At 68.6% G+C, this 20,790-nt stretch carries 15 protein-coding genes; 13 read left to right on the top strand and 2 right to left on the bottom strand.

From position 1 onward, the window contains the following. The first annotated feature begins 462 nt into the window (after window positions 1–462). The 3 genes from M9M90_RS16335 to M9M90_RS16325 all read left to right on the top strand — a co-directional run bounded on the left by M9M90_RS16335 (window position 463) and on the right by M9M90_RS16325 (window position 6,913). A complete protein-coding gene (locus tag M9M90_RS16335; protein ID WP_254834299.1) occupies window positions 463–2,253 on the top strand; it encodes an amidohydrolase family protein in 1,791 nt (596 codons plus the stop codon). Window positions 2,254–2,309: 56 nt separating this feature from the next. After that, the gene (locus M9M90_RS16330; RefSeq protein ID WP_254834298.1) at window positions 2,310–5,369 is read left to right on the top strand and encodes a TonB-dependent siderophore receptor; all 3,060 of its coding nucleotides are present in this window, start codon (window positions 2,310–2,312) and stop codon (window positions 5,367–5,369) included. A 77-nt stretch (window positions 5,370–5,446) separates the two neighbouring features. After that, window positions 5,447–6,913, top strand: coding sequence for an amidohydrolase (locus M9M90_RS16325; protein WP_254834297.1), 1,467 nt, complete (start codon window positions 5,447–5,449; stop codon window positions 6,911–6,913). Between the two features lie 7 nt (window positions 6,914–6,920). On the opposite strand, the gene M9M90_RS16320 is transcribed toward M9M90_RS16325, so the two are convergent. After that, window positions 6,921–7,259, bottom strand: a complete 339-nt coding sequence (locus M9M90_RS16320) for a hypothetical protein (RefSeq protein WP_254834296.1) — start codon at window positions 7,257–7,259, stop codon at window positions 6,921–6,923. A 173-nt stretch (window positions 7,260–7,432) separates the two neighbouring features. Between M9M90_RS16320 and M9M90_RS16315 the strand changes: the two genes are divergently transcribed. The 10 genes from M9M90_RS16315 to M9M90_RS16270 all read left to right on the top strand — a co-directional run bounded on the left by M9M90_RS16315 (window position 7,433) and on the right by M9M90_RS16270 (window position 18,820). Beyond that, window positions 7,433–7,657: a hypothetical protein gene (locus M9M90_RS16315; protein ID WP_254834295.1), complete on the top strand. Its 225-nt coding sequence runs from the start codon at window positions 7,433–7,435 to the stop codon at window positions 7,655–7,657. Between the two features lie 5 nt (window positions 7,658–7,662). Then, a complete protein-coding gene (locus M9M90_RS16310; protein ID WP_254834294.1) occupies window positions 7,663–8,013 on the top strand; it encodes a hypothetical protein in 351 nt (116 codons plus the stop codon). Between the two features lie 274 nt (window positions 8,014–8,287). After that, window positions 8,288–11,425, top strand: coding sequence for a TonB-dependent receptor domain-containing protein (locus M9M90_RS16305; RefSeq protein ID WP_254834293.1), 3,138 nt, complete (start codon window positions 8,288–8,290; stop codon window positions 11,423–11,425). Between the two features lie 286 nt (window positions 11,426–11,711). Next, window positions 11,712–12,176, top strand: coding sequence for an Lrp/AsnC family transcriptional regulator (locus M9M90_RS16300; protein ID WP_254834292.1), 465 nt, complete (start codon window positions 11,712–11,714; stop codon window positions 12,174–12,176). 108 nt (window positions 12,177–12,284) lie between these two features. After that, window positions 12,285–12,869: an ANTAR domain-containing response regulator gene (locus tag M9M90_RS16295; RefSeq protein ID WP_254834291.1), complete on the top strand. Its 585-nt coding sequence runs from the start codon at window positions 12,285–12,287 to the stop codon at window positions 12,867–12,869. Next, window positions 12,866–14,110: a CmpA/NrtA family ABC transporter substrate-binding protein gene (locus M9M90_RS16290; RefSeq protein WP_254834290.1), complete on the top strand. Its 1,245-nt coding sequence runs from the start codon at window positions 12,866–12,868 to the stop codon at window positions 14,108–14,110. Before M9M90_RS16295 ends, M9M90_RS16290 begins: the two co-directional genes overlap by 4 nt. A 284-nt stretch (window positions 14,111–14,394) precedes the next feature. Next, on the top strand, window positions 14,395–15,807 hold the full coding sequence (locus M9M90_RS16285) for an alginate export family protein (RefSeq protein ID WP_254834289.1): 1,413 nt from the start codon (window positions 14,395–14,397) through the stop codon (window positions 15,805–15,807). 8 nt (window positions 15,808–15,815) lie between these two features. Further along, window positions 15,816–17,087, top strand: coding sequence for a CmpA/NrtA family ABC transporter substrate-binding protein (locus tag M9M90_RS16280; protein WP_254834288.1), 1,272 nt, complete (start codon window positions 15,816–15,818; stop codon window positions 17,085–17,087). A 25-nt stretch (window positions 17,088–17,112) separates the two neighbouring features. Beyond that, a complete protein-coding gene (ntrB, locus tag M9M90_RS16275) occupies window positions 17,113–18,015 on the top strand; it encodes a nitrate ABC transporter permease (protein WP_371876870.1) in 903 nt (300 codons plus the stop codon). Between the two features lie 13 nt (window positions 18,016–18,028). Then, window positions 18,029–18,820 (top strand): ABC transporter ATP-binding protein, encoded by a 792-nt coding sequence (locus tag M9M90_RS16270; protein ID WP_254834287.1) that lies wholly within the window; start codon window positions 18,029–18,031, stop codon window positions 18,818–18,820. On the opposite strand, the gene M9M90_RS16265 is transcribed toward M9M90_RS16270, so the two are convergent. Then, window positions 18,817–20,514 carry a bifunctional protein-serine/threonine kinase/phosphatase gene (locus M9M90_RS16265; RefSeq protein ID WP_254834286.1) on the bottom strand — a complete coding sequence of 566 codons (1,698 nt, stop codon included), beginning with the start codon at window positions 20,512–20,514 and terminating at the stop codon, window positions 18,817–18,819. The genes M9M90_RS16270 and M9M90_RS16265 overlap by 4 nt on opposite strands. Window positions 20,515–20,790: the final 276 nt, after the last annotated feature.

The following is a 20,790-nucleotide window of genomic DNA, read 5'->3' as shown; positions in this document are numbered from 1 at the left end:
TGTTCGTTGGACGTTCGCCGCCCAAACTATATCGGAGCGCTCGTCGTTCAAATGAAGAGCTTGCAATCGAAAGGCGCGAAAGGGCCGGCGCAGTCTGGCTCAAGCGTTGGGGGGACATGTCGCCGCGTCGATAGGATGCCCGTGCGTCGCTGGAGGGACCTGCGAATCGAACCCATCTGGTCGCAGGTCTCATCCGCTACGAGCTGACCGATCCCGGCCTCGCCACTGCCCCGGTCGCCGAACGCCGTGCTGCGGGCTGGATCGTCGTTGTCGCCGATTGACGCCAAATCGTTCGGGCGGTGCGCTCTCGGCGCCATATTCGCCCGAAAGCCGGATCGAATTGGTCCGGCCGGACTTCCTGAACGCCGATTAGTATGAATTCATCTCGCCGCCTGACCCCGGACTGGATTCCAGGGGATCGATCCTGCGGCGGTCGGGCGCGTACGAGTGGTGGGGGTGATCGTGGGTATTGCAGGGCGTGGCCGGCGGATCGTCGGGGTATGGTTCGCCGTCGGCGTCGTCCTACTCTCCGGCGGGGCCTCGGCCGGCGAGCCGCGGGCGACCGCCATCGTGGGCGCCACGGTGTTCGACGCCACCGGCGCGGCCCCCCGTCTCGCCAATGTCGTCATCCGCGACGGCCGCATCGTCGCCGTGGGACCAAAGGTTCGGGCGCCCCGCGGCGCGGTGGTGATCGACGCCAGGGGCAAGGCCCTGTTGCCCGGCTTCTTCGACGTCCACACCCACTGGACCCCCGGCGGGGATCCGCGGATCACGCCGGCCATCGCCAGCGCCTATATCGCCGCGGGCGTGACGACGGTGAACGACTTCCATCAGCAGCCGGAGTCCTTCGCCCCGCGCCGTCGCTGGCTGACCTCTCTGGCCACCCCGCACGTGAACTTCGTGGCGCGCATGAGCACGCCCGGCGGCCATGGGGCCGACTGGGCCGACGAGGCGACCACCAAGTGGGTCTCGAGTCCGCAGGACGCCCGTACCGAGGTCAGGGCGCTGGTCCCCTACAAGCCGGACTTCATCAAGGCCTTCACGGATGGCTGGCGCTACGGCGCCTCGGCCGACAACACCAGCATGGACCAGGGCACGCTCACCGCCCTGGTGGACGAGGCCCACAAGAACGACATCAAGGTCCTGACCCACACGGTCACCCTGGAGCGCGGCCGGATCGCCGCCCGGGCCAAGGTCGACATCATCGCCCACAGCCTGCAGGACCAGCCGATCGACGCCGAGACAGTGGCGGTGATCAAGGCGGCGGGCACGGCCTATGCGCCGACGCTCGCGGTCTACGATCCCGACAAGTCCGGCCGCGAGCAGCCCGACACCCCCACGCGCCGCCAATCGGTGGCCAAGTTCGGCCATGCCCTGGGCAATGTGAAGGCCTTGAGCGACGCCGGGGTCAATGTGGTGCTGGGCACCGACGCCGGCATGCCGGGCACGCCGCACGGGGTCTCGACCCTGCGCGAGATGGAGTTGCTGGTGAAGGCGGGCCTGACGCCGACCCAGGCCCTGATGGCCGGCACGTCCAACGCCGCCCGCGCCCTGGGCGAGATCGCCGACCGCGGAACCATCGAACCCGGAAAGCGCGCCGACCTGGTGCTGGTCGCCGGAAGCCCGTGGACAGATATCGCCGACGTACGCAGGACCGACCGGGTGTTCGTGGACGGCAAGCTGGTCCACGGCCCGGGCTTCAAGGCGCCGCCGGCCAACGGTCATGACGCCATGCCGTCGATCGAGGTCGCCCCCTTGATCGACGACTTCGAGCGCCCCGACGGCCGCTCCAGCCTCGACACGCTGCGTCTCAACGACATGGACGGCGGTATCGACCGCACGGTGCAGGTCGCCCAGGTCATCGATCGCGCCGGCTCGGGCCACGCGCTCAGCCTCGCCGCGCGCATGGCCGCCAAGGACGATCCGACGGCGGGCGTGATCATTCCGCTCACTCGCGGTTCGGTGGAGCCGGTGGACGCCCGCGCCTTCAAGGGTGTGCGTTTCGAATTGCGCGGCGCGGGGACCTACAATCTCGACATCAACACCACGGGCGGCAAGTGGCGCGCCGAGGTCGCGGCCGGCGCCGACTGGACCGCGGTCGACATCCCGTTCAGCGCGCTGAAGCGGGCGGCCGGACGCGGCGCCGGAACCGGTCCCTGGAGCGGCGACAACCTGCTGGAGGTGGGGTTCGCGGGCAGCCGGGGGCCGGGCGAGAAGCTCTGGCTGGAAGTGGACAACGTGACTTTTAACTGACCCGCGACCGGGCGCCTGGCGTCCGCGGGTGAAAATTCTAGTGGGGACTTAGATCAATGAAATCCGTCGTTTCCTGGCGCGGCGCCATGCTCGCCACCTCCGCCCTGGCGGTGCTTTCCCTGGCGAGCCAGGCCGCCGCCCAGACCACGCCCGCCGAGGAGGTCGAAGAACTGGTGATCGTCGGCTCGCAGATCGCCGGCGCCAAGGTCACCGCCGCCGTGCCGGTCACGGTGGTGGGCGCCGAGCAGCTCGACGCCATCGCCGCCACCTCCGGGGACGACCTCTTCCGCTCCATCCCGCAGATGGGCGATGTGAGCTTCAACTCCAGCTTCCTCCCCAATTCCAGCAACAGCGCCCGCGGCGACGTGGGCTCGGTGAACCTGCGCAACCTGGGCGTCGGCAACACCCTGGTGCTGCTGAACGGCCGCCGGGTGGTGGCCCACCCCTCCAGCCGCGCCGACGAGAACCTGGTGCCGGTCCTGACCTACAACACCAACGCCATCCCGGTGAGCGGGCTGAAGCGCCTGGAGGTGCTGCGCGACGGCGCCGCGGCGCTCTACGGCTCCGACGCGGTGGCGGGGGTGGTCAACACCGTGCTGCAGGACGATTTCGACGGGATCACAGTCGACGCCCAGTACGGCGCGGCCGAGGGGACCAAGCTGCGGGAGCTGGAGTTCAGCGCCCAGCTCGGCCGCAATTTCCAGGACGGCCGCGGCAATGTGAGCCTGTTCCTGAACTATACCGACCGCACCGCCTTGAACGCCGCCGACCAGGACTACACGGCCAGCTCCGACAGGCGTCTGCTGTTCGCCGACACCCGCTTCGCGGGGGCTTCGGTCCCGGACGGACGCCTGACCGCCACGCCCTGGGGCTCCCTGCAGACCCCCGCCTCCTTCGGGACGGTGCGCCAGGGAACGACGGCGATCACCACCAGCGCCGGCGCCTTCCACCCGCAGCCCTCCACCTTCGCCAGCTGCAACATCCCGTTCGGGACCGGGTACTGCCTGGACGACGGCACGCCTGCCACAGCCGGCGCCGACCGCAACCTGCGCTATGACGCGCCGCTGAGCGACAACACCACGATCATGCCGGAGGTGGAGCGGTTCAACGTCTTCCTGACCGGCCGCTATGACCTGACCGACAACCTCGAGGCGTTCGGGGAGGTCGGTTATTACACGGCCACCACCAGCAGCGCCCAGGCGCCGACCGGCACGCTGTCGTCGCTGCCGATCACGGTTCCGTCCGCCAACTACTGGAACCCCTTCGGGCCGACGGTCTTCGCCAATGGCCAGGCCAATCCGAACCGGCTGGCCAACCTGAACGTGCCGGCCGCGGGCCTGCCGGTGACCATCCGCACCTATCTGTTCGCCGACGCCGGCCCCAATCAGGTGGACGTGGAAAACTCGCAGATGCGCCTGCTCGCCGGGCTGAAGGGCGATGTGGCGGGCTTCAGGTGGGAGAGCGCGCTGCTCTATTCCGAGGCCGAGGTGGAGGACGTCTCCGACGGCATCAGCGCCACCCTGCTGCAGAAGCAGCTCGGCCTGTCGACGGCCGACGCCTACAACCCGTTCAACGGCGGCAGCCTGACCAATCCCAGCCTCGGCGACGCCACGCCGAGCAGCCAGGCGGCGCTCGACGCCATCCGCATCAAGACGGTGCGCAAGAACACCAGTTCGCTCGCCCTGGCCGACTTCAAGGTGTCCAAGGTCGACCTGTTCGCCCTGCCGGGCGGCGATGTCGGCTTCGCCGCCGGTGTCGAGTATCGCCGCGAGACCCAGAAGGACGACCGCGACGCGCGTGTCGACGGCACGACCAACTTCACCGACTCGGTGACCGGCCAGGCTTTCACCGGCGACCTGATCGGCTCCAGCCCGTCGCCGGACACCAAGGGTTCGCGCAAGGTTCTTTCAGCCTATGCCGAACTTGCCGTCCCGGTGGTCTCGCCGGAGATGGAGATCCCGCTGGTGCGGAACCTGGAGTTCCAGCTGGCCGGCCGCTACGAGGACTTCAGCGACGCCGGCGACGTGGCCAAGCCAAAGGTGGCCTTCGCCTGGGACCTGATCGAGGGCCTGCGGCTGCGGGGCTCCTGGGCCCAGGGCTTCAAGGCCCCGAACCTGGAGCAGGTGAACGCCACCCTGGTGACCCGCGCCAACACCCGCACCGACTGGGTGCGCTGCGAGGCCGACTTGCGGGCCGGCCGGATCGCCAGCTTCTCCGCCTGCGCGCGCTCGGGCACCACCACCGCCCAACGGGCCGGCAATCCGGACCTGAAGCCGGAGGAGTCGGAAACCTGGGGCGGCGGCGTGGTTTTCGAACCGACCTTCGTGCCGCCGGAGCTCGGCCACTTCATTTTCACCGTCGACATGTGGCGGGTGAAGCAGGCGGGCATCGTCGGCCTGTTCGGTGAAGGCAACGCGCTCATCGCCGACTATCTGGCCCGGGTGAGCGGGAGCAGCAATGCGGACGTGGTCCGCGCCGACCCGACCGCCGACGACATCGCCGCCTTCGCCGGCACGGGCCTGGCCCCGGTCGGCCAGGTGCTGTTCGTCAAGGACCAGTACCGCAACCTGCTGCCCCAGGAGGCGCGCGGCGTCGACATCGGGGTGATCTGGGACCTGCGCACCGAGAGCTGGGGCGACTTCAACATCAACTTCAACGCCGCCAAGCTGGTGAAGTTCTACCGCTCACCGTCGCCCGAGATCGCCGCCCTCATCGCGGCGCGGGCCGCCGGCCAGATCAACGCCGGCACCACCATCACCGGTGGCGGCGACCTGATCCGCCAGAACGGCCGCCCGGAATGGAAGTGGTCGGCCTCGGCCACCTGGAGGTACGAACAGTTCCAGGTCGGGGCCTTCACCCAGTTCATCGGCGACGTGCAGGACACCGACCTGCTGGATGCAACCGGCGACGCCTGGGTGGTCGAGAGCCAGATGACGGCCAACCTCTACGGCCAGTACGAGTTCACCGACGGCCTGGCGGCCAACACCCGCCTGCGCCTCGGCGTGCGCAACATCACCAACGAGAAGCCGCCCCTGGAATCCGGCGACGGCTTCCTGGGCGCCCTCTACCAGCCCTATAGCCGCTACTGGTACGTCAGCGTCCGCAAGACGTTCTAAGCCGGATCGGAGGGCGGCTACGGCGCGCCGCCCTCCGTGTTTCGTCGAAGGCGCCGAACCCCCCGGGAGTCAGGCTCATGCGGCGACATTCAATCGGTATCGGACTGGCCCTCGCCCTCGTCGGCGGCCTCGCCCAGGCGGCGGACCTCACCCCCGGGGAGCGCCAGTCGATCCTCGGGGCGGTTGACAAGAGCGCCCCGCGCACGGCCGAGGTCGCCCGGGCGATCTGGGGCTTCGCCGAGGTCGGCTACCAGGAGACCCGCTCGTCGGCCCTGCTGCAGGGCGAGCTGAAGAAGTCGGGCTTCAAGGTCGAGGCCGGAGTGGCCGGCATGCCCACGGCCTTCGTCGCCAGCTTCAAGACCGGGCCCGGCCCGGTGATCGCCATACTGGCCGAGTTCGACGCCCTGCCGGGCATGGCCCAGACCGCCGACCCGGCGCGCTCGCCCATCGCCGGCCAGGAGGCGGGCCACGCCTGCGGGCACCACATCTTCGGCGCGGCCTCGGTGGCCGCTGCCCAGGCGCTCAAGGACTGGATGGTGGCCAACAAGGTCTCGGGCGAGATCCGGGTCTATGGCGCTCCGGCCGAGGAGGGCGGTGCGGGCAAGGTCTATATGGTGCGCGCCGGCCTCTTCAACGATGTGACCGCCACCCTGCACTGGCATCCCTCAAGCGAGAACAGCGCCTCTCAGAGCGTGTCCCTGGCCAATGTCAGCGGCAAGTTCCGCTTCACCGGCGCGGCCGCCCACGCCTCGGCGGCGCCCTGGCGCGGGCGCTCGGCCCTGGATGGGGTCGAGGTGATGAACGTCGCCGTCAACATGATGCGCGAGCACATCCCCGATGGGACCCGCATCCATTATGCGATCACCGAAGGCGGCAAGGCGCCCAACGTCGTGCCCGACAAGGCCGAGGTCTATTACTACGTCCGCCACGCCGATCCGCAGGTGGTGCGCGACGTGGTCGCCCGCCTGATGAAGGCCGCCGACGGGGCGGCGCTGGCCACCGAGACCAAGGTCGAATTCGAGCAGACCGGCGGCGTCTACAACATGCTGCCCAACGACACCCTGGGCCGGGTGATGGACAGCGCCCTGCGCCAGGTCGGCGGAATCAACTGGGACGCCAAGGAGCAGGCGTTCGGCGAGGCCATGGCCAAGCAGTTGCCGCCCAACAAGGCGACCCTCGCCAGCGTCGGCGTCATCCAACCCTACAGCATCGGCGGCGGGGGCGGCGGCTCCACCGACGTGGCCGATGTGAGCTGGGTGACCCCGACCGCGGGCCTGGGCACGGCCACCTGGGTGCCCGGCACCCCGGCGCACAGCTGGCAGGCAGTGGCCGCCGGCGGGACAAGCATCGCGGCCAAGGGCGGGGTGGTCGCCTCCAAGACCCTGGCGCTCGCCGCCGCCACCCTGTTCCGCGAGCCGGAGTTGCTGACCAAGGCCCAGCAGGAACTGGAGGCTAAGCGCGGCTCGGACTTCGTCTACAAGGCCATGGTCGGCGACCGCGCACCGCCGCTGGACTATCGCCGCAGCGCCTCGGGCGCGGAGTAGGAGAGGCTCAGGCCGCCGCCCTGGCCGGGGCGGCGATGGGGCTGGCGTCGCGGATCATGGCGTCGAGCCGGGCGGCGAGATCCTGCCCCGCCAGGCTGAGCTCGGCCGCGGTGATGGAGCCCATCTTCCAGCGCCCCACCTGGATGAGCCCCAGGGTCGTGAGGGCCTGGACATTGCGCCAGGTCTGGACCGCGCTTGTGTGGGTGCGCCGCTGAAGGTCGATCATCGGGACCGGCTCGTCCTCGTCGGCGATGTGCAGGAAGGTGACGATCTGGGCGAGCGTCAGGGTCGGCGCGACCTCGCGCAGCAGCTCCAGTGCTTCCAGAATCGCGCTTCGACGGCGCACGTCGTCTCCTCGTCAGCCAACAGTTACAGATGGACCGGTTCCGGCGCGCGCTGCGCGCAATCTGCAGGTGTGAATTGCCGCGGGACGGCGTTGTGCGAGGTCGGAACGCTCCAAAAGTGCATACGGCGGCGCTTACACTTAGCAACCGTCGTGCAATCGCATTGGAGTGGCGCATGAAGCTGTGGGGACAGATTTCGGTCGAGCTGAATGTCGAGGATTTCGTCGAGGCGGCCGATCACCAGAAGCGGCTCGAGGACATGCTGCGCCTGGTGCGCGCGGCCTATCCCGAGGCCACCCTGGCCATGCGCGAACGGCGCCAGCGGCGTCCCACCCCGGTGGTCCGCGCCCGCCCGCCCGGACTGGGCACCGGCCAACTCAACGACTACGCCGAGCGCTGAGCGCCATGCGGCCGCGCGATTCCCTGCTCGAGGCGCTGTCGCTGTTCAAAGCCCTCAATCCGACCATCACGGTCAATGAGATCGTCAGCTTTCTCTATACCTGCGAGAACGAGGGCCTGAGCGTCCAGGAGCTGGCCTATGTCAGCCGGATGACCGAGCCGACCGCCTCGCGCAGTGTTCGCTCCTTCGGCCCGCCCGGCTCGGAATGGGCCCGGGCGCCGGCCTGCGGCCTGGTGGAAGCGTTCCTCAATCCCAACGACGGCCGCGGCCGCGTGCTGCATCTCACCCCCGAGGGCCGCGCCGTGCGCGAGCGTCTCGACGCCATCATCGGCCAGGCCATCCCCATCGCACGCTGAGCACGTCGACCGGCTGACCCGCTACGGCTTGCGTTCGCCTTGGTAATTGCGAATGTGCAATCAATATTGCTACAATAATCAAACCGACAGAATGTTGCAAAGTCGCGACAAAAATAAGTATATCGCCAAACCAGACTCCTCGGGTGTTGACCCTCTTTTACCGCGCGGCGTAACTCGCCGGTAACCGGACCTGCTTGCGTTCGGCAATTTTTCGCGGGGTGCGGCTCTCGCCTTCGATCCTCTGGGTCGGGCGAGCCGCTGGAGGATTCAGACCTTGAAAATCAAAACCATGCGGGAGCGCCTGCTGGCGTCTTCCATGATCTGTGGCGCGGCCTTCGCGGCGTTCTCGGCGACGGCGGCCTACGCCCAGGAGGAAGTCCAGGAAGTCGTGGTCACCGGTTCGCGCATCGTCCGTCAGGACTTCGTGGCCGCCAGCCCGATCACCACGGTGACCGGCGAGCAGGCCACCGCCAACGCCGACATCACCCTCGACACCTATCTGAACACCCTGCCGCAGGTCAGCCCGGCGGGCACCACCACCTCCAACAACCCGGGCAACGCCGGCCAGGCCAATGTCGACCTGCGCGGCCTGGGCTCCAACCGCAACCTGGTCCTGGTGGACGGCCGCCGGCCGATGATCTCGGCCAATACGGTCACCGTCGACATCAACACCATCCCGCAGGCGATGATCGGCAGCATCGAGGTGATCTCGGGCGGCGCCGGCGCGACCTACGGCGCCGACGCCGTGGCCGGTGTCGTGAACCTCAAGCTGAAGAACAACTTCGAAGGCCTGGACTTCCGGGCCGGCTACACCGACTCGACGGACTATCACGACGCCAAGGAGTTCCAGTTCTCCGCCGTGCTGGGCGGCAACTTCGCCGACGGCAAGGGCAACGCGATCTTCGGCTTCGACCGCTCGTATCGCGAGCCGGTGACCAAGGGGCAGCGCCCGTTCTCGGCGCTGGCCACCTCGACCACCGGCACGCCGCCGGCCGGCGTGGTGCGCTACAACTCCGCCAACGCCATCCCGCTGTCGGCGGTCCAGGCCCTGTTCGCCACCTATGGGGTGGCGCCGACCGCGGTCAGCAACGGCTCGGGATCGCTGGGCTTCAACCTGGACGGCACACTGTTCTACGGTGGGGTGGGTAACAACCCGACCCTGCAGGTCCAGAACTTCAAGTACCCGGTCGACGTCAACGTCAACACCCGCTTCTACCCGGACTTCTACAGCTACAACTTCGACGCCCCGAACCTGCTGACGCTCCCCCTGGACCGTTACTCGTTCATGACCAAGTTGAACTATGAGTTCGACAACGGCGTCGAGGTCTTCGCCCAGGCCGGCTGGACCGAGTACACCGCCAACCAGGCCCTGGCCCCGACCCCGGTCCCCACCGTGGCCACCGCGGCCATCGGCACCGCCACCAACCTGCAAGTGGCTTCGGCTCTCGTCACCCCGGGCCAGAACATCGGCGCGAACCTGGTGGTGCCGGTCACCAACCCGTTCATCCCGAACGACCTGCGCACCCTGCTTGCCGCCCGCACCGGCGACGATCCGCTGCTGGTGGGCTCGGGCGCCACCGAACCTTTCCTGTTCGCCTTCCGGCCGCTCGGCTTCGGGGCGCGGATCTCGCAGTTCCAGAACACGGTCGTCCAGTACATGGCCGGCGTGAAGTTCCCCATCGGCGAGAACTTCAAGGGCGAGGCCTATATCAGCCAGGGCCGCACTGAGATCGACCGCACCCAGTTCGGCAACATCAACACCCAGCTCCTCACCGACATCCTGGCTCACCCGACCCAGAATCCGGCCGGCTCCAACGGCGCCTGCGCCACGCAGAACTTCTTCGGTGATCGCCCGCTGTCCAGCACCTGCCGCGCCGCGCTGGAATCGCCGGTCACCCGGCGTGAGCAGTACGAGCAGACCATCGGCCAGTTCTTCATCAGCGGCGATCTGTTCGAGCTGCCGGCGGGCCCGGTGCCCATCGTCCTCGGCGCCGAACATCGGGGCATCGAGTACAACCTGCGCTTCCTGTCCAACCCTGGTCCGTTCTCGGGCTTCACCGTCGGCCTGCCCGAGTCCGGCAGCAGCGCCTTCAACGACCTGTTCGGCGAGACGATCATCCCGATCGTCAAGGATATGCCCTATATCGAGAGCCTCGAGATCGGCCTGGGCTTTCGCTATTCCTGGGCGCAGTTCGAGGACCTGCTGACCGGCGCGCGCACCGACAACCGCGGCTCGGCCACCTATAAGGCGGAGCTGAACTGGAAGGCCAACGACTGGGCCCGTGTCCGCGCCTCCTACCAGCGCGCGGTTCGTGAGCCGAACTTCCAGGAACTGTTCGTCGGCACCGCCTCGGCGCCGCAGATCTTCGACCCCTGCTCGGCCTTCACCGTGGCCTGGAAGGCGTCGGGAACCGGCCCGGGCACCCTGCGTGGCCTTTGCGCGGCCCAGGGCGTTCCGGCCACCGGCGCCACCACCGCGCCCGGCTCGCAGGCCAACATCAACCTCTCGGGCAGCCTCAATCTCGATCCCGAAAAGGCCGACACCTACACCGTCGGTCTGGCGCTTTCCTCGCCCTGGGAAGGCCAGTGGACCAGCCGCCTGCGCGGCTCGATCGACTACTACAATATCGAGATCGCCGACCCGATCATTATCTTCGACACCAACACGGCGATCGCGTCCTGCTTCAACTACAACGGCGCCAATCCGAGCTATTCGAACACCAACCTCTACTGCGCCGGCATCGCGCGGACCGGCGGCAACCTCACCAACTCGACGATCCGCAACCCGCTGCTGCCCGGCAACAGCCCGTGGCCGTTCGAGAACGGCGGCGTCATCAAGACCTCGGGCCTCGACTTCCAGATCGACTACGGCTTCGACTGGGAATGGTTCGGCGCTCCCGATTGGATGGGGACGTTCCAGGCCAACCTGCTGCTGACCCACGTGCTGGAATACAAGCAGGCTGATCGCACCGGGCTGCCGCCGGTCGACTACACCGGCACCATCTCCTATTTCGGCGCCGGCCTCGGCACGAGCTTCCCCGAGTGGAAGGCCACCTTCAACGCCCGCTGGGACCTCGGTCAGGTCGGCATGATGGGCTACACCACCGAAGATCTCAGCTTCGGCGCCCGCGTCCGCTACATCGACGCCATGGAGAACCGCCAGTTCCGGCAGTACGAGGGCGAGACCTTCCTCGGCACCGCCGGTGTCCCCTCCAACGTCCCGGCGACCTACTACATCGACCTGGACGCCACCTGGGGCGTCACCGACAATGTCGAGATCAAGCTCGGTGTGAACAATGTGGCCGACCAGCAGCCGCGCCTGTACGCCCCGAACGTCCAGTCCGGCACCGACCCGTCCACCTATGACGTGATCGGCCGCCGCGCCTTCGGACAGATCAAGCTCCGCTTCTAGAAGCCGGAACCATCACGGGAGGGGCGGCGAAGCCATTCGCCGCCCCTTTCGCATGCGTGAAAGATTACAGAAAAGTCAGGAAAACACGGTCGATGTAACAAGATACGCCAAGATCGGATGTCGTATCGGATGGGTTACGTCAGTAATGGCCGAAATCTGTCGAGAAATTAATTGGCGAAGACAGGGCGAAACGGGTTCACCTACCAGCGTTCAGGGAGCGCGTAGACATGACCGTGACATTCGCCTTGGCGAGCATGCCGATGTTGGTCATAGGGCGTGGCGTTGGATGACGCCGAACCTCGATAGGCTGGATTTTCAGATCCTGTCCGCGCTTCAGGACTCCAACCAGATGACGGCCCACGACCTGGCCGACCGGGTGCCGCTGTCGCCCTCGGCGATCCAGCGGCGCATCCGTAACTACCGCAACACCGGGGTGATCACCGCCGACGTCTCGGTGGTCAATCCGAAGGTGGCCGGCGAACAGCTATCGGTCGTGCTGTTGATCCAGCTGGCCCAGCAGAAGCCGCATTCGGTGGCGGACTTCCGCGCCTTCCTCGGCAAGTCGCCGCAGGTGCAGGTGATCATGGAGATCGCCGGCGCCTACGAGCTCATGTGCATCGGCATGTTCGACGGGATCGAGAGCTTCAACGACTTCGCCGACGCCCATATCGGCGAGCATCCCTCGGTCAGCCGGTACGAGACCATCTTCGTCCGCCGCCGGGTGAAGTTCGGCGCGAAGATCCCCCTCTAGGACCTCCCGCCGCGCGGCGCCTAATTGCTAGGCGCCGTGATGATGCTTTCATGTTCAAAGCAGAAACGGGTTGATCGCGCGAGCCGCCCGGGCGCCGGGTGGCGGCGAATGAAGGTCATCATCATCGATCCCGACGAGGCGCGGGCGGCGCTGGTCGCCGAAGGGCTGGCGGACGTGCGTCCGCTGGAGGTGCGCCGCGCCTCCAGTTTCGAGGCCATCGAAGGCGAGCTGCCATCTTTCGCCCCCGACGTGATCGTCATCGCCTGCGACAGCCCCGACCGCGACACCCTGGAAAGCCTGCGCGAGGCGACCTCCGACAATCCGCGACCGGTGGTGATGTTCGTCGACCGCTCCTCTCCGGGCCTGGCGGAAGCGGCGGTGGAGGCCGGGGTCGCGGCCTATGTGGTGGACGGCCTCTCGGCGGGGCGGGTGCGCTCGGTTCTGGAGGTGGCCATGAGCCGCTTCGAGCTGATGCAGAAGCTGCGCGCCGATCTCGACAAGGCCAAGGCCGATCTCGCCTCGCGCAAGACCGTCGAGCGCGCCAAGGGCCTGCTGATGAAGGAGCGCGGCATCGATGAGGACCAGGCCTACAGCCTGTTGCGTAAGCTCGCCATGGACACCGGCCGGCCCATCGGGGCGGTGGCCAACGACCTGCTCACCTTCGCGGGCGTCTTGAAGGGAGACCGGTCATGAGCCTGGAGCGGACCCAGCTGAGGCTGGGCTTCATCGCCTTGAACGACTGCGCGCCGCTGGTGGTCGCCCGCGAGAAGGGCTTCTTCGAGAGCGAGGGACTATCCGTTGACCTGTCGCGCGAGGCCTCTTGGGCCAATATCCGCGACAAGGTGGCCATGGGCGCGCTGGACGGCGCCCACATGCTAGGCCCGATGCCGCTGGCCGTGCGGCTGGGGGTCTGCGGCGAGCCGGCGCGGATGATCGTGCCGATGTCGCTCAATCTGAACGGCAGCGCGGTCACCGTCTCCAAGGCCCTGGCCGACGCCATGCGCTCGGCCGATGCCCAGGCCATGGCGGTGCGACCCCGCACCGCCCGGCCGCTGGCCGCCGTCATCGCGGCGCGCAGGGCCCAGGGTCTGCCTCCGCTGACCTTCGCCGTGGTCTTCCCCTTCTCGGTGCACAACTACGAACTGCGCTACTGGCTGGCGGAGGCCGGCGTCGACCCAGACCGCGATCTGCGCATCGTGGTGACGCCGCCGGCGCGAATGACCGCGCGCCTGGCGGCCGGAGACATCGACGGCTTCTGTGTCGGCGCACCCTGGAACGCCCTGGCGGTCGCCGACGGCTATGGCGAGATCATGGTCTACGCCGCGGAACTCTGGGGCGTGGGGCCCGACAAGGTGTTCGGGGTCACCGAAGGCTTCGCCGAGCGCCATCCCCTGACCCTGGGGGCGACCCTTCGAGCGCTGATCAGTGCAGCGGCCTGGGCCGACCAGCCGGGCAACCGGGGGGAGCTGGCCACGATCCTGGCCCACAATCGCTATGTGGGCGCGCCGGAGGAGGTGGTGGCCCGATCGCTCACCGGCGCGCCGCCCTACGCCCTGGGCGAGCCCGGTCCCGACCATCAGGATTACATCATCTACCACCGCTACGCCGCGAACTTCCCGTGGCGCAGCCACGCGGTCTGGTTCCTCACCCAGATGCTGCGCTGGGGCCAGATCGGCCCGGAGGCCGACATCGCCGCGACAGCCGAGGCGGTCTACCGGCCCGACCTGTTCCGCGCGGCCGCAGCCGAACTGGGGATACCTGCGCCTCTGGTGGACGAGAAGGTCGAGGGTCTGCACGCTTCGCCCTGGACCTTGGACGAGGCCACCGCGCCCATCCCCATGGCTCCGGACCTGTTCTTCGACGGCGGGCGGTTCGACGCCGCGCAACCGCAGCGCTACGCCGCCGGCTTCGCCATCGGCCGCACGCGCTCCTGAGTCGGCCGTCCGGCGCTCGTTCCTTGTGCGCTGCACTGCACAATGGCGCCCATCCTTGATGCAATTGGCCTCCTGAAGCTGGCGGAACGCCGGTATGCGCCATTTCGCAGTTGCGAGCAGGCGAGGGGCATGGCGGCCTGAGGGCGACATCGCGGGGCAATGGCGTCCCGCGAACGATCCGAGAGGGTCGCCGGGACCGCGAGGTTTCGGACTTGGAAGGACAACGACGTCCGCGCGGGGCTCCCACCCCGGCGGACGTCTTTTTTTGCTCGGGGGATAGGGCGATGAATATGAGGAGAGGCTTTCTGACGTCTGCGGCGATCGCCGCGGCGCTGGCTTCAGCAACAGGGGCGGCGGCTCAAGCTCCGCCCGCGGTGGCGGCGGAAGAAGCGCCCGCGGTCGCCACTGAGGAACCCACCGCGGCGGTCGCCGAGCCTGAGCCCGAACCGGCCCCCGAACCGCCGCCGCCGGTCGCGCCGCCGACGATCAGCGAGGCCATCGCCGGCGGCAAGCTGATCCTGGAGGCGCGTCTTCGCTACGAAGGCGTGGACCAGACCCGGACCGCGGTGCTGCGCAAGGAGGGCGAGGCGCTCACCCTGCGCACCCGGCTCGGCTGGGAGACCGGCGAGTGGAACGGACTGCGTGGCCTGGTGGAGTTCGAAGATGTCCGCCAGGTCGGCGCCGAGCGGTTCTCGGTCAATGTTCCGGGCTCCACGGCCCCGCCGCTGAACGGCGCGGACAAGGCCCGCTTCCCGATCATCAACGATCCGGATGTCACCGAACTCAATCGCCTGCAGCTCACCTGGACGCCAAGCGCCGCGGCGGTGGTCACCCTGGGGCGGCAGCGGATCCTGATCGACGACCAGCGCTTCGTCGGCAATGTCGGCTGGCGCCAGGACGAGCAGACCTTCGATGCGGTGCGCGCCGACCTGGCGCTGGGCCGCTTCAAGGCGACCTACGCCTATGTGACCCACGTCAACCGGATCCTGGGCGAACTGCGCGATTGGGATAGCGACAGCCACCTTCTGAACGCCACATGGTCGCCGGCCGAGGCCCTGCGCCTGCAGGGCTTCGTCTACGCCCTCGACTTCCAGAACTCGGCGCCGAACTCCTCGGTGACCAAGGGGGTCAAGGCCTCGGGCAAGACCTGGGTCGGGCTGTTCCAGGTGGCCTACAACGCCACCTACGCCCAGCAGGGCGACTATCACGGCGCCACCGCCGGCTACGATCTCGACTATTTCGGCGCCGACGTCGCCGGGACCTTCGACATCTACACGGCCAAGCTCTCCTGGGAGTCGCTGGAGGGCAACGGGACCCGCGGGTTCACCACGCCGCTGGCGACCGTCCACGCCTTCCAGGGCTGGTCGGACGCCTTCGTCCAGCCGCTGGGCGGGAACAAGGGCTTCGTCGACGGCATCGAGGACCTGAACCTCAGCTTCAACATCAAGCCGCGGTTTCGCCGGACCTACTTCTTCAACACCGACATCCTGGTCCGCTACCACGACTTCAACGCCGAACGGACCGGCGCCGACCTCGGCCACGAGTGGAACGTCCAGGTCCAGGCGGCGATCACGCCCAAGCTCTCGGTGGCGGCCAAGTACGCCGACTTCCAGCGCGAGGCCTTCGTCCCCGTGGGCGGAGCCGCGCCGCCGCCCTCCCGCACCAAGGTGTGGTTCACCCTCGAATACAAGCTGTGAGCGATCCCATGACCGACAAGACCCTCACGCGCCGCACGGCGCTCACCGCCGCGGCCGCCACCCTGCTGGCCGCCAAGACCGCCCTGCCGTCCGGCGCCTTCGCCGCGGGCCCGGGCCCGGAAGTCGCCAGGGCCAAGCTGGGCTTCATCGCCCTGACCGACGCTTCGCCCCTGATCATCGCCAAGGAACGCGGCCTGTTCGCCAAGTACGGCATGCCCGACGTCGAGGTGCTGAAACAGGCCTCATGGGGCGGAACGCGGGACAACCTGGTCCTGGGTTCCGGGGGCGGCGGCATCGACGGCGCGCACATCCTGACGCCCATGCCCTACCAGTTCACGACCGGCGTCGCGACCGGCGGCCGGCCCGTGCCGATGAACATCCTGGCGCGGCTGAACACTAACGGCCAGGCGATCTCGGTCGGCAACGACCTCAAGGCGGTGAAGGTCGGCCTCAACAGCGCTGGCGCCAAGGCCAAGTTCGCCCAGATGAAGGCGGCCGGGAACATCCCCAAGGTCGCGATGACCTTCCGGGGCGGGACCCACGACCTGTGGCTCCGCTACTGGCTGGCGGCGGGCGGCATCAATCCCGAGACCGAGGTCTCCACCATCGTGATCCCCCCGCCGCAGATGGTGGCCAACATGAAGGCCGGGACCCAGGACGCCTTCTGCGTCGGCGAACCCTGGAACGGTCAGCTGGTGAACCAGAAGGTCGGCTACACCGCCTGCCTGACCTCCGAGATCTGGATGAACCACCCGGAGAAATGCCTCGGCGTCCGGGCCGACTGGGTGGCGAAATACCCGCGTGCGGCCCAGGCGCTGACCATAGCCGTCATGGAGGCCCAGATGTGGTGCGACAAGGCGGCCAACAAGGCGGCCATGTGCTCCATCGTTTCGGGCCGCCAGTACATCAACGTGCCGATGGGCGACATCCTGCCGAGACTGCAGGGGACCATCAACTACGGCGACGGGCGCGCGGTGAAGGGCTCGGGCCACGTCATGAAGTTCTGGGCCGACAACGCCTCCTTCCCGTTCAAGTCGCACGACCTCTGGTTCGTGACCGAGAACCAGCGCTGGGGCGTCATGCCCAGGAACACCAACGCCGCGGCCCTGGTGGCCAAGGTCAACCGCGCCGACATCTGGCGGGCGGCCGCCAAGTCGCTCGGCGTGGGGGCTCCGGCCTCCGACAGTCGCGGCGTCGAGCGGTTCTTCGACGGCAAGGTCTTCGATCCCGCCAATCCCGCCGCCTACCTGGCGAGCCAGCCGATCAAGAAGCTGGTCTGACCCTTCCCCTGGCTAGGAGCTTTCCATGAGCCTGCCCGCCCAAAAGTTCGAGGTCGCCGGCGAAGTCGAGCCGCCGACGAACCTCGCGCCCGCGACGATCGCCCGGCTCCCCACGCCGGGACCGTCGCGGGCGGTCCGCACCCTGACGGCCGCCAAGGCGGTCGCCGCGGCTGTCCTGCCGCCCGCCCTCATGTTGCTGGTCCTGCTCGGTGTCTGGCAGTTCCTGGCGGGGGACGGGGCCGGCCTGCCGGCGCCCAGCATGATCTGGCTGGAGTCCAAGGACCTGATCCTCGACCCCTTCTTCGACAACGGCGGGGTCGACAAGGGGCTGTTCTGGCACGTCGCCACCAGCCTCAGCCGTGTGGGGGTGGGCTTCGGACTGGCCGCCGTGGTCGGCATCGGCCTGGGGGTTTTGGTCGGCGCCAATGTGTGGGCCCACCGTGGCCTCGATCCGCTGTTCCAGGTGCTGCGCACCGTGCCGCCCCTGGCCTGGCTGCCCATCTCGCTGGCCGCCTTCCGCGAGGCCCAGCCATCGGCCCTGTTCGTCATCTTCATCACCTCGATCTGGCCGATCATCATCAATACGGCGGTGGGGGTGCGGAACATCCCGACCGACTATCTGAACGTCAGCCGCACGCTGAGCCTCTCGCCGCTGGAGCACTTCTGGAAGATCCTGCTGCCGGCCACCACGCCCTACATCTTCACCGGCCTGCGCATCGGGGTCGGCATGAGCTGGCTGGCCATCGTCGCCTCCGAGATGCTGCTGGGCGGGGTCGGCGTCGGCTTCTTCATCTGGGACCAGTACAACTCGTCCCGCATCTCCGACATCGTCGTCGCCCTGGTCTGGGTCGGCCTCGTGGGCTTCGCGCTGGACCGCGGCGTGGCCCTGCTGGGACGTCTCGTCAGCCGCGGCTCGGCGCTCTCCTGAAGGGATCCCGCACATGCCCAAGGCCTTCCTCTCCATCGAGGCGCTCGGCGTCTCGTTCCCCGGCCGCACCGGCGCCAACGAGGTGCTGCGCGACGTCAACCTGCAGATCGACGAGGGCGAGTTCGTCTCGATCATCGGCCACTCCGGCTGCGGGAAGTCGACCCTGTTGAACGTGGTGGCGGGTCTCGTGCCCATCACCACGGGAGCGGTGATCCTCGACCACTCGGCGGTCGAGGCGCCGGGGCCCGACCGGGCGGTGGTGTTCCAGAACCACTCTCTGCTGCCTTGGCTCTCGGTCTACGAGAACGTCCGGCTGGCGGTGGACAAGGTGTTTCGCGGCAAGAAGAACGGCCGCGAGCGCCACGAATGGGCGATGGAGAACCTGGCCCTCGTCCAGATGACCCACGCCGCCGACAAGCGTCCCTCCGAGATCTCCGGCGGCATGAAACAGAGGGTCGGCATCGCCCGGGCCCTGGCCATCCAGCCCAAGGTGCTGCTGCTGGACGAGCCGTTCGGCGCCCTGGACGCGCTGACCCGCGCCCACCTGCAGGACAGCGTCATGGATATCCACGCCAAGCTGAAGAACACCGTGCTGATGATCACCCACGACGTGGACGAGGCGGCCCTGCTGTCGGATCGCATCGTGATGATGACCAACGGCCCGGCGGCCACGATCGGCGAGGTGCTGGGCGTCGGCCTGGCCCGGCCCCGCAGGCGGCTGGAACTGGCCACCGACCTCGACTACCTGCGGGCCCGCAAGTCGGTGCTGGAGTTCCTCTATGCCCGCCACGCGGTGGCGGCCTAGCGGCTGGCGAGGGAGACCATCAGCAGCACCAAGAGGATGAGGGCCGTGACCTGCCAGAAGCGCAGCGGGTCGCGGTCGTAGAGCGAGGGGCGCGTCCGGCGGGCCGGCGCGCCCCTTATCGCGCCGTTCTCCAGCTCGAAGGCGAGTTCGAAGCCGTCCTGGAACCGCTCGGCCGGATCGACGGCGACGGCGCGCGCCAGCACGGTTTCCACCCAGGCCGGCAGGTCGGGCCGCCAGGCCGAGAGCGGCGCCGGGCGGCGATGGCGGGGCGTGGTGAAGGGCTCGATCTCGCCATAGGGAAAGCGCCCGCCCGAGAACATCGCATAGAGCGTCACGCCCAGTGCGAAGATGTCCGAGCGCTCGTCGCCCGCCAGACCCGCGAACAGTTCCGGCGCCATGTAGCTGGGCGTCCCGGGAATGTCCGGGGGCAGGGCGGCCTCCAGGTTCGGCAGCCGCGCCACGCCCAGGTCGATCAGCTTCAGTCCGCCGCCCGGTTCCAGGATCACGTTCTCGGGCTTGATGTCGCGGTGGATGACGCCCGCCCGATGCAGGGAGGCGATGGCCTTGGTCAGCTTGACGGCGATGTCCAGGCCCTGGTCGAGACTCACGGGCGGCGACCGTGACAGCCGCCGCTCCAGCGTCTCTCCCGCATAGAAGGGCTGGACGAGGTAGAGGCTCGTGCGCCGGCCGGCCGGCAGGTCCAGCACCGCGCCCACGAAGGGGTTCTGCACCCGGCTCGCCACCCAGGACTCGCGCAGGAACGCCGCCCGCGCCGAGGCTTCGGCGCCCAGGGCCTGGGGCTTGGGGAACTTGACCAGGACGCTGGCGTCGCTGTCGGCGTCGCGCGCCCGGAACACGCGGCTGTAGCGGCCGTCGGCGACCAGGGCCTGGAGCTCGAAGCCGTCGACGCTCTCGCCAACCTGGGGCGGCTCGCGCATGGGCAGGGCATCGACCTCCTGGCTGAGGCCGGCCACGTCGGCGGCGGGCAGCTCCAGGACATCGACCACCAGGGCGGTGACATTGTCGTCGGATCCGGCCTCCAGCGCGGACTGGACCAGGCGCCGCGCGGTCTCCTCGGGCCCCTCGCGCAGGGCAAGCATCTCCTCGATGCGGCGGTCGTTCAGGGCGCCGTGGACACCGTCGCTGACCAGCAACAGCCGGTCGTGGGGCGCGAGGTCCTCGCTGGCGTAGTCGATGCGCAGGCTCTCGCCGATGCCGACGGCGCGGGTCAGGATATTGGTCGTGCCCTCCAGCCTGTGGTCGACGGTCAGCCGCGCCAGCCGCCCGTCGCGCAGCCGGTAGAGGCGGGTGTCGCCCACATGCAGCACGTGCAGTCGCCGGCCGCGCAGGATGGCGACCGTCAGGGTGCAGCCCATGCCGGCCAGCTCGGCGTCGGTCTGCCCCTGGGCGTGGACCCAGCGGTTGACGCCGTCGATGGCGTGGGCGGCGGTGCGCCGCACGCTACGGGTCTCGCTGGCCCCCAAATAGCCGTCCAGCACCGCGCGGACGGAGAGCTCGGCCGCCACTCGCCCGCCCTTGGCGCCGCCCATTCCGTCGGCGATGGCGCAGGCGACGCCGGTCATCCGGCCGGGCGGCTCAAGCACCGCGGCGGCGAAATCCTCGTTGCGCGCCCGCCGGCCGGTCTCGCTGGCCAGGCCGGTGAGGACGCGCAGACTGGTTCCCGTGGTTTCCATCCCTGCCCGTCAGCCGTCATCGCGGCGCGGCTGTCCAGTCCCGGCGCCCATTTTTGTGCAAGTGCGAAGGGCTGGCGCCGCATCTTTGCGCAAACACACATCGAATCTCCGGCCAAGCTCTCGCAAGGCGCCACAGGACCGGGCGCCGGGCCCTAGATGACGCCCATTCGGCGAGCCGTTTCGCCCGCGCCAATGGCGACGCGGGCCCCCAGGACGCTCTGGACGATCCGCCCCCTCATCCATTCGTGTCGCCCAGGCGACGCCTGTTCCAGAGCG

Origin of the sequence: Phenylobacterium sp. LH3H17, assembly GCF_024298925.1 — a bacterium.
Taxonomy (GTDB): Bacteria; Pseudomonadota; Alphaproteobacteria; order Caulobacterales; family Caulobacteraceae; genus Phenylobacterium.
Note: the sequence above shows the minus strand (reverse complement) of the source record. Positions and strands in the feature narration are given on the sequence as shown.

Excerpts from the sequence above, each read along its gene's own strand:
- M9M90_RS16315 (WP_254834295.1), top strand. The coding sequence starts at position 7,433 with ATGAAGCTGTGGGGACAGATTTCGGTCGAGCTGAATGTCGAGGATTTC.
- ntrB (WP_371876870.1), top strand. The coding sequence starts at position 17,113 with ATGAGCCTGCCCGCCCAAAAGTTCGAGGTCGCCGGCGAAGTCGAGCCG.
- M9M90_RS16285 (WP_254834289.1), top strand. The coding sequence starts at position 14,395 with ATGAATATGAGGAGAGGCTTTCTGACGTCTGCGGCGATCGCCGCGGCG.
- M9M90_RS16290 (WP_254834290.1), top strand. The coding sequence starts at position 12,866 with ATGAGCCTGGAGCGGACCCAGCTGAGGCTGGGCTTCATCGCCTTGAAC.
- M9M90_RS16330 (WP_254834298.1), top strand. The coding sequence starts at position 2,310 with ATGAAATCCGTCGTTTCCTGGCGCGGCGCCATGCTCGCCACCTCCGCC.
- M9M90_RS16310 (WP_254834294.1), top strand. The coding sequence starts at position 7,663 with ATGCGGCCGCGCGATTCCCTGCTCGAGGCGCTGTCGCTGTTCAAAGCC.
- M9M90_RS16270 (WP_254834287.1), top strand. The coding sequence starts at position 18,029 with ATGCCCAAGGCCTTCCTCTCCATCGAGGCGCTCGGCGTCTCGTTCCCC.
- M9M90_RS16280 (WP_254834288.1), top strand. The coding sequence starts at position 15,816 with ATGACCGACAAGACCCTCACGCGCCGCACGGCGCTCACCGCCGCGGCC.
- M9M90_RS16295 (WP_254834291.1), top strand. The coding sequence starts at position 12,285 with ATGAAGGTCATCATCATCGATCCCGACGAGGCGCGGGCGGCGCTGGTC.
- M9M90_RS16300 (WP_254834292.1), top strand. The coding sequence starts at position 11,712 with ATGACGCCGAACCTCGATAGGCTGGATTTTCAGATCCTGTCCGCGCTT.
- M9M90_RS16265 (WP_254834286.1), bottom strand. The coding sequence starts at position 20,514 with ATGGAAACCACGGGAACCAGTCTGCGCGTCCTCACCGGCCTGGCCAGC.
- M9M90_RS16325 (WP_254834297.1), top strand. The coding sequence starts at position 5,447 with ATGCGGCGACATTCAATCGGTATCGGACTGGCCCTCGCCCTCGTCGGC.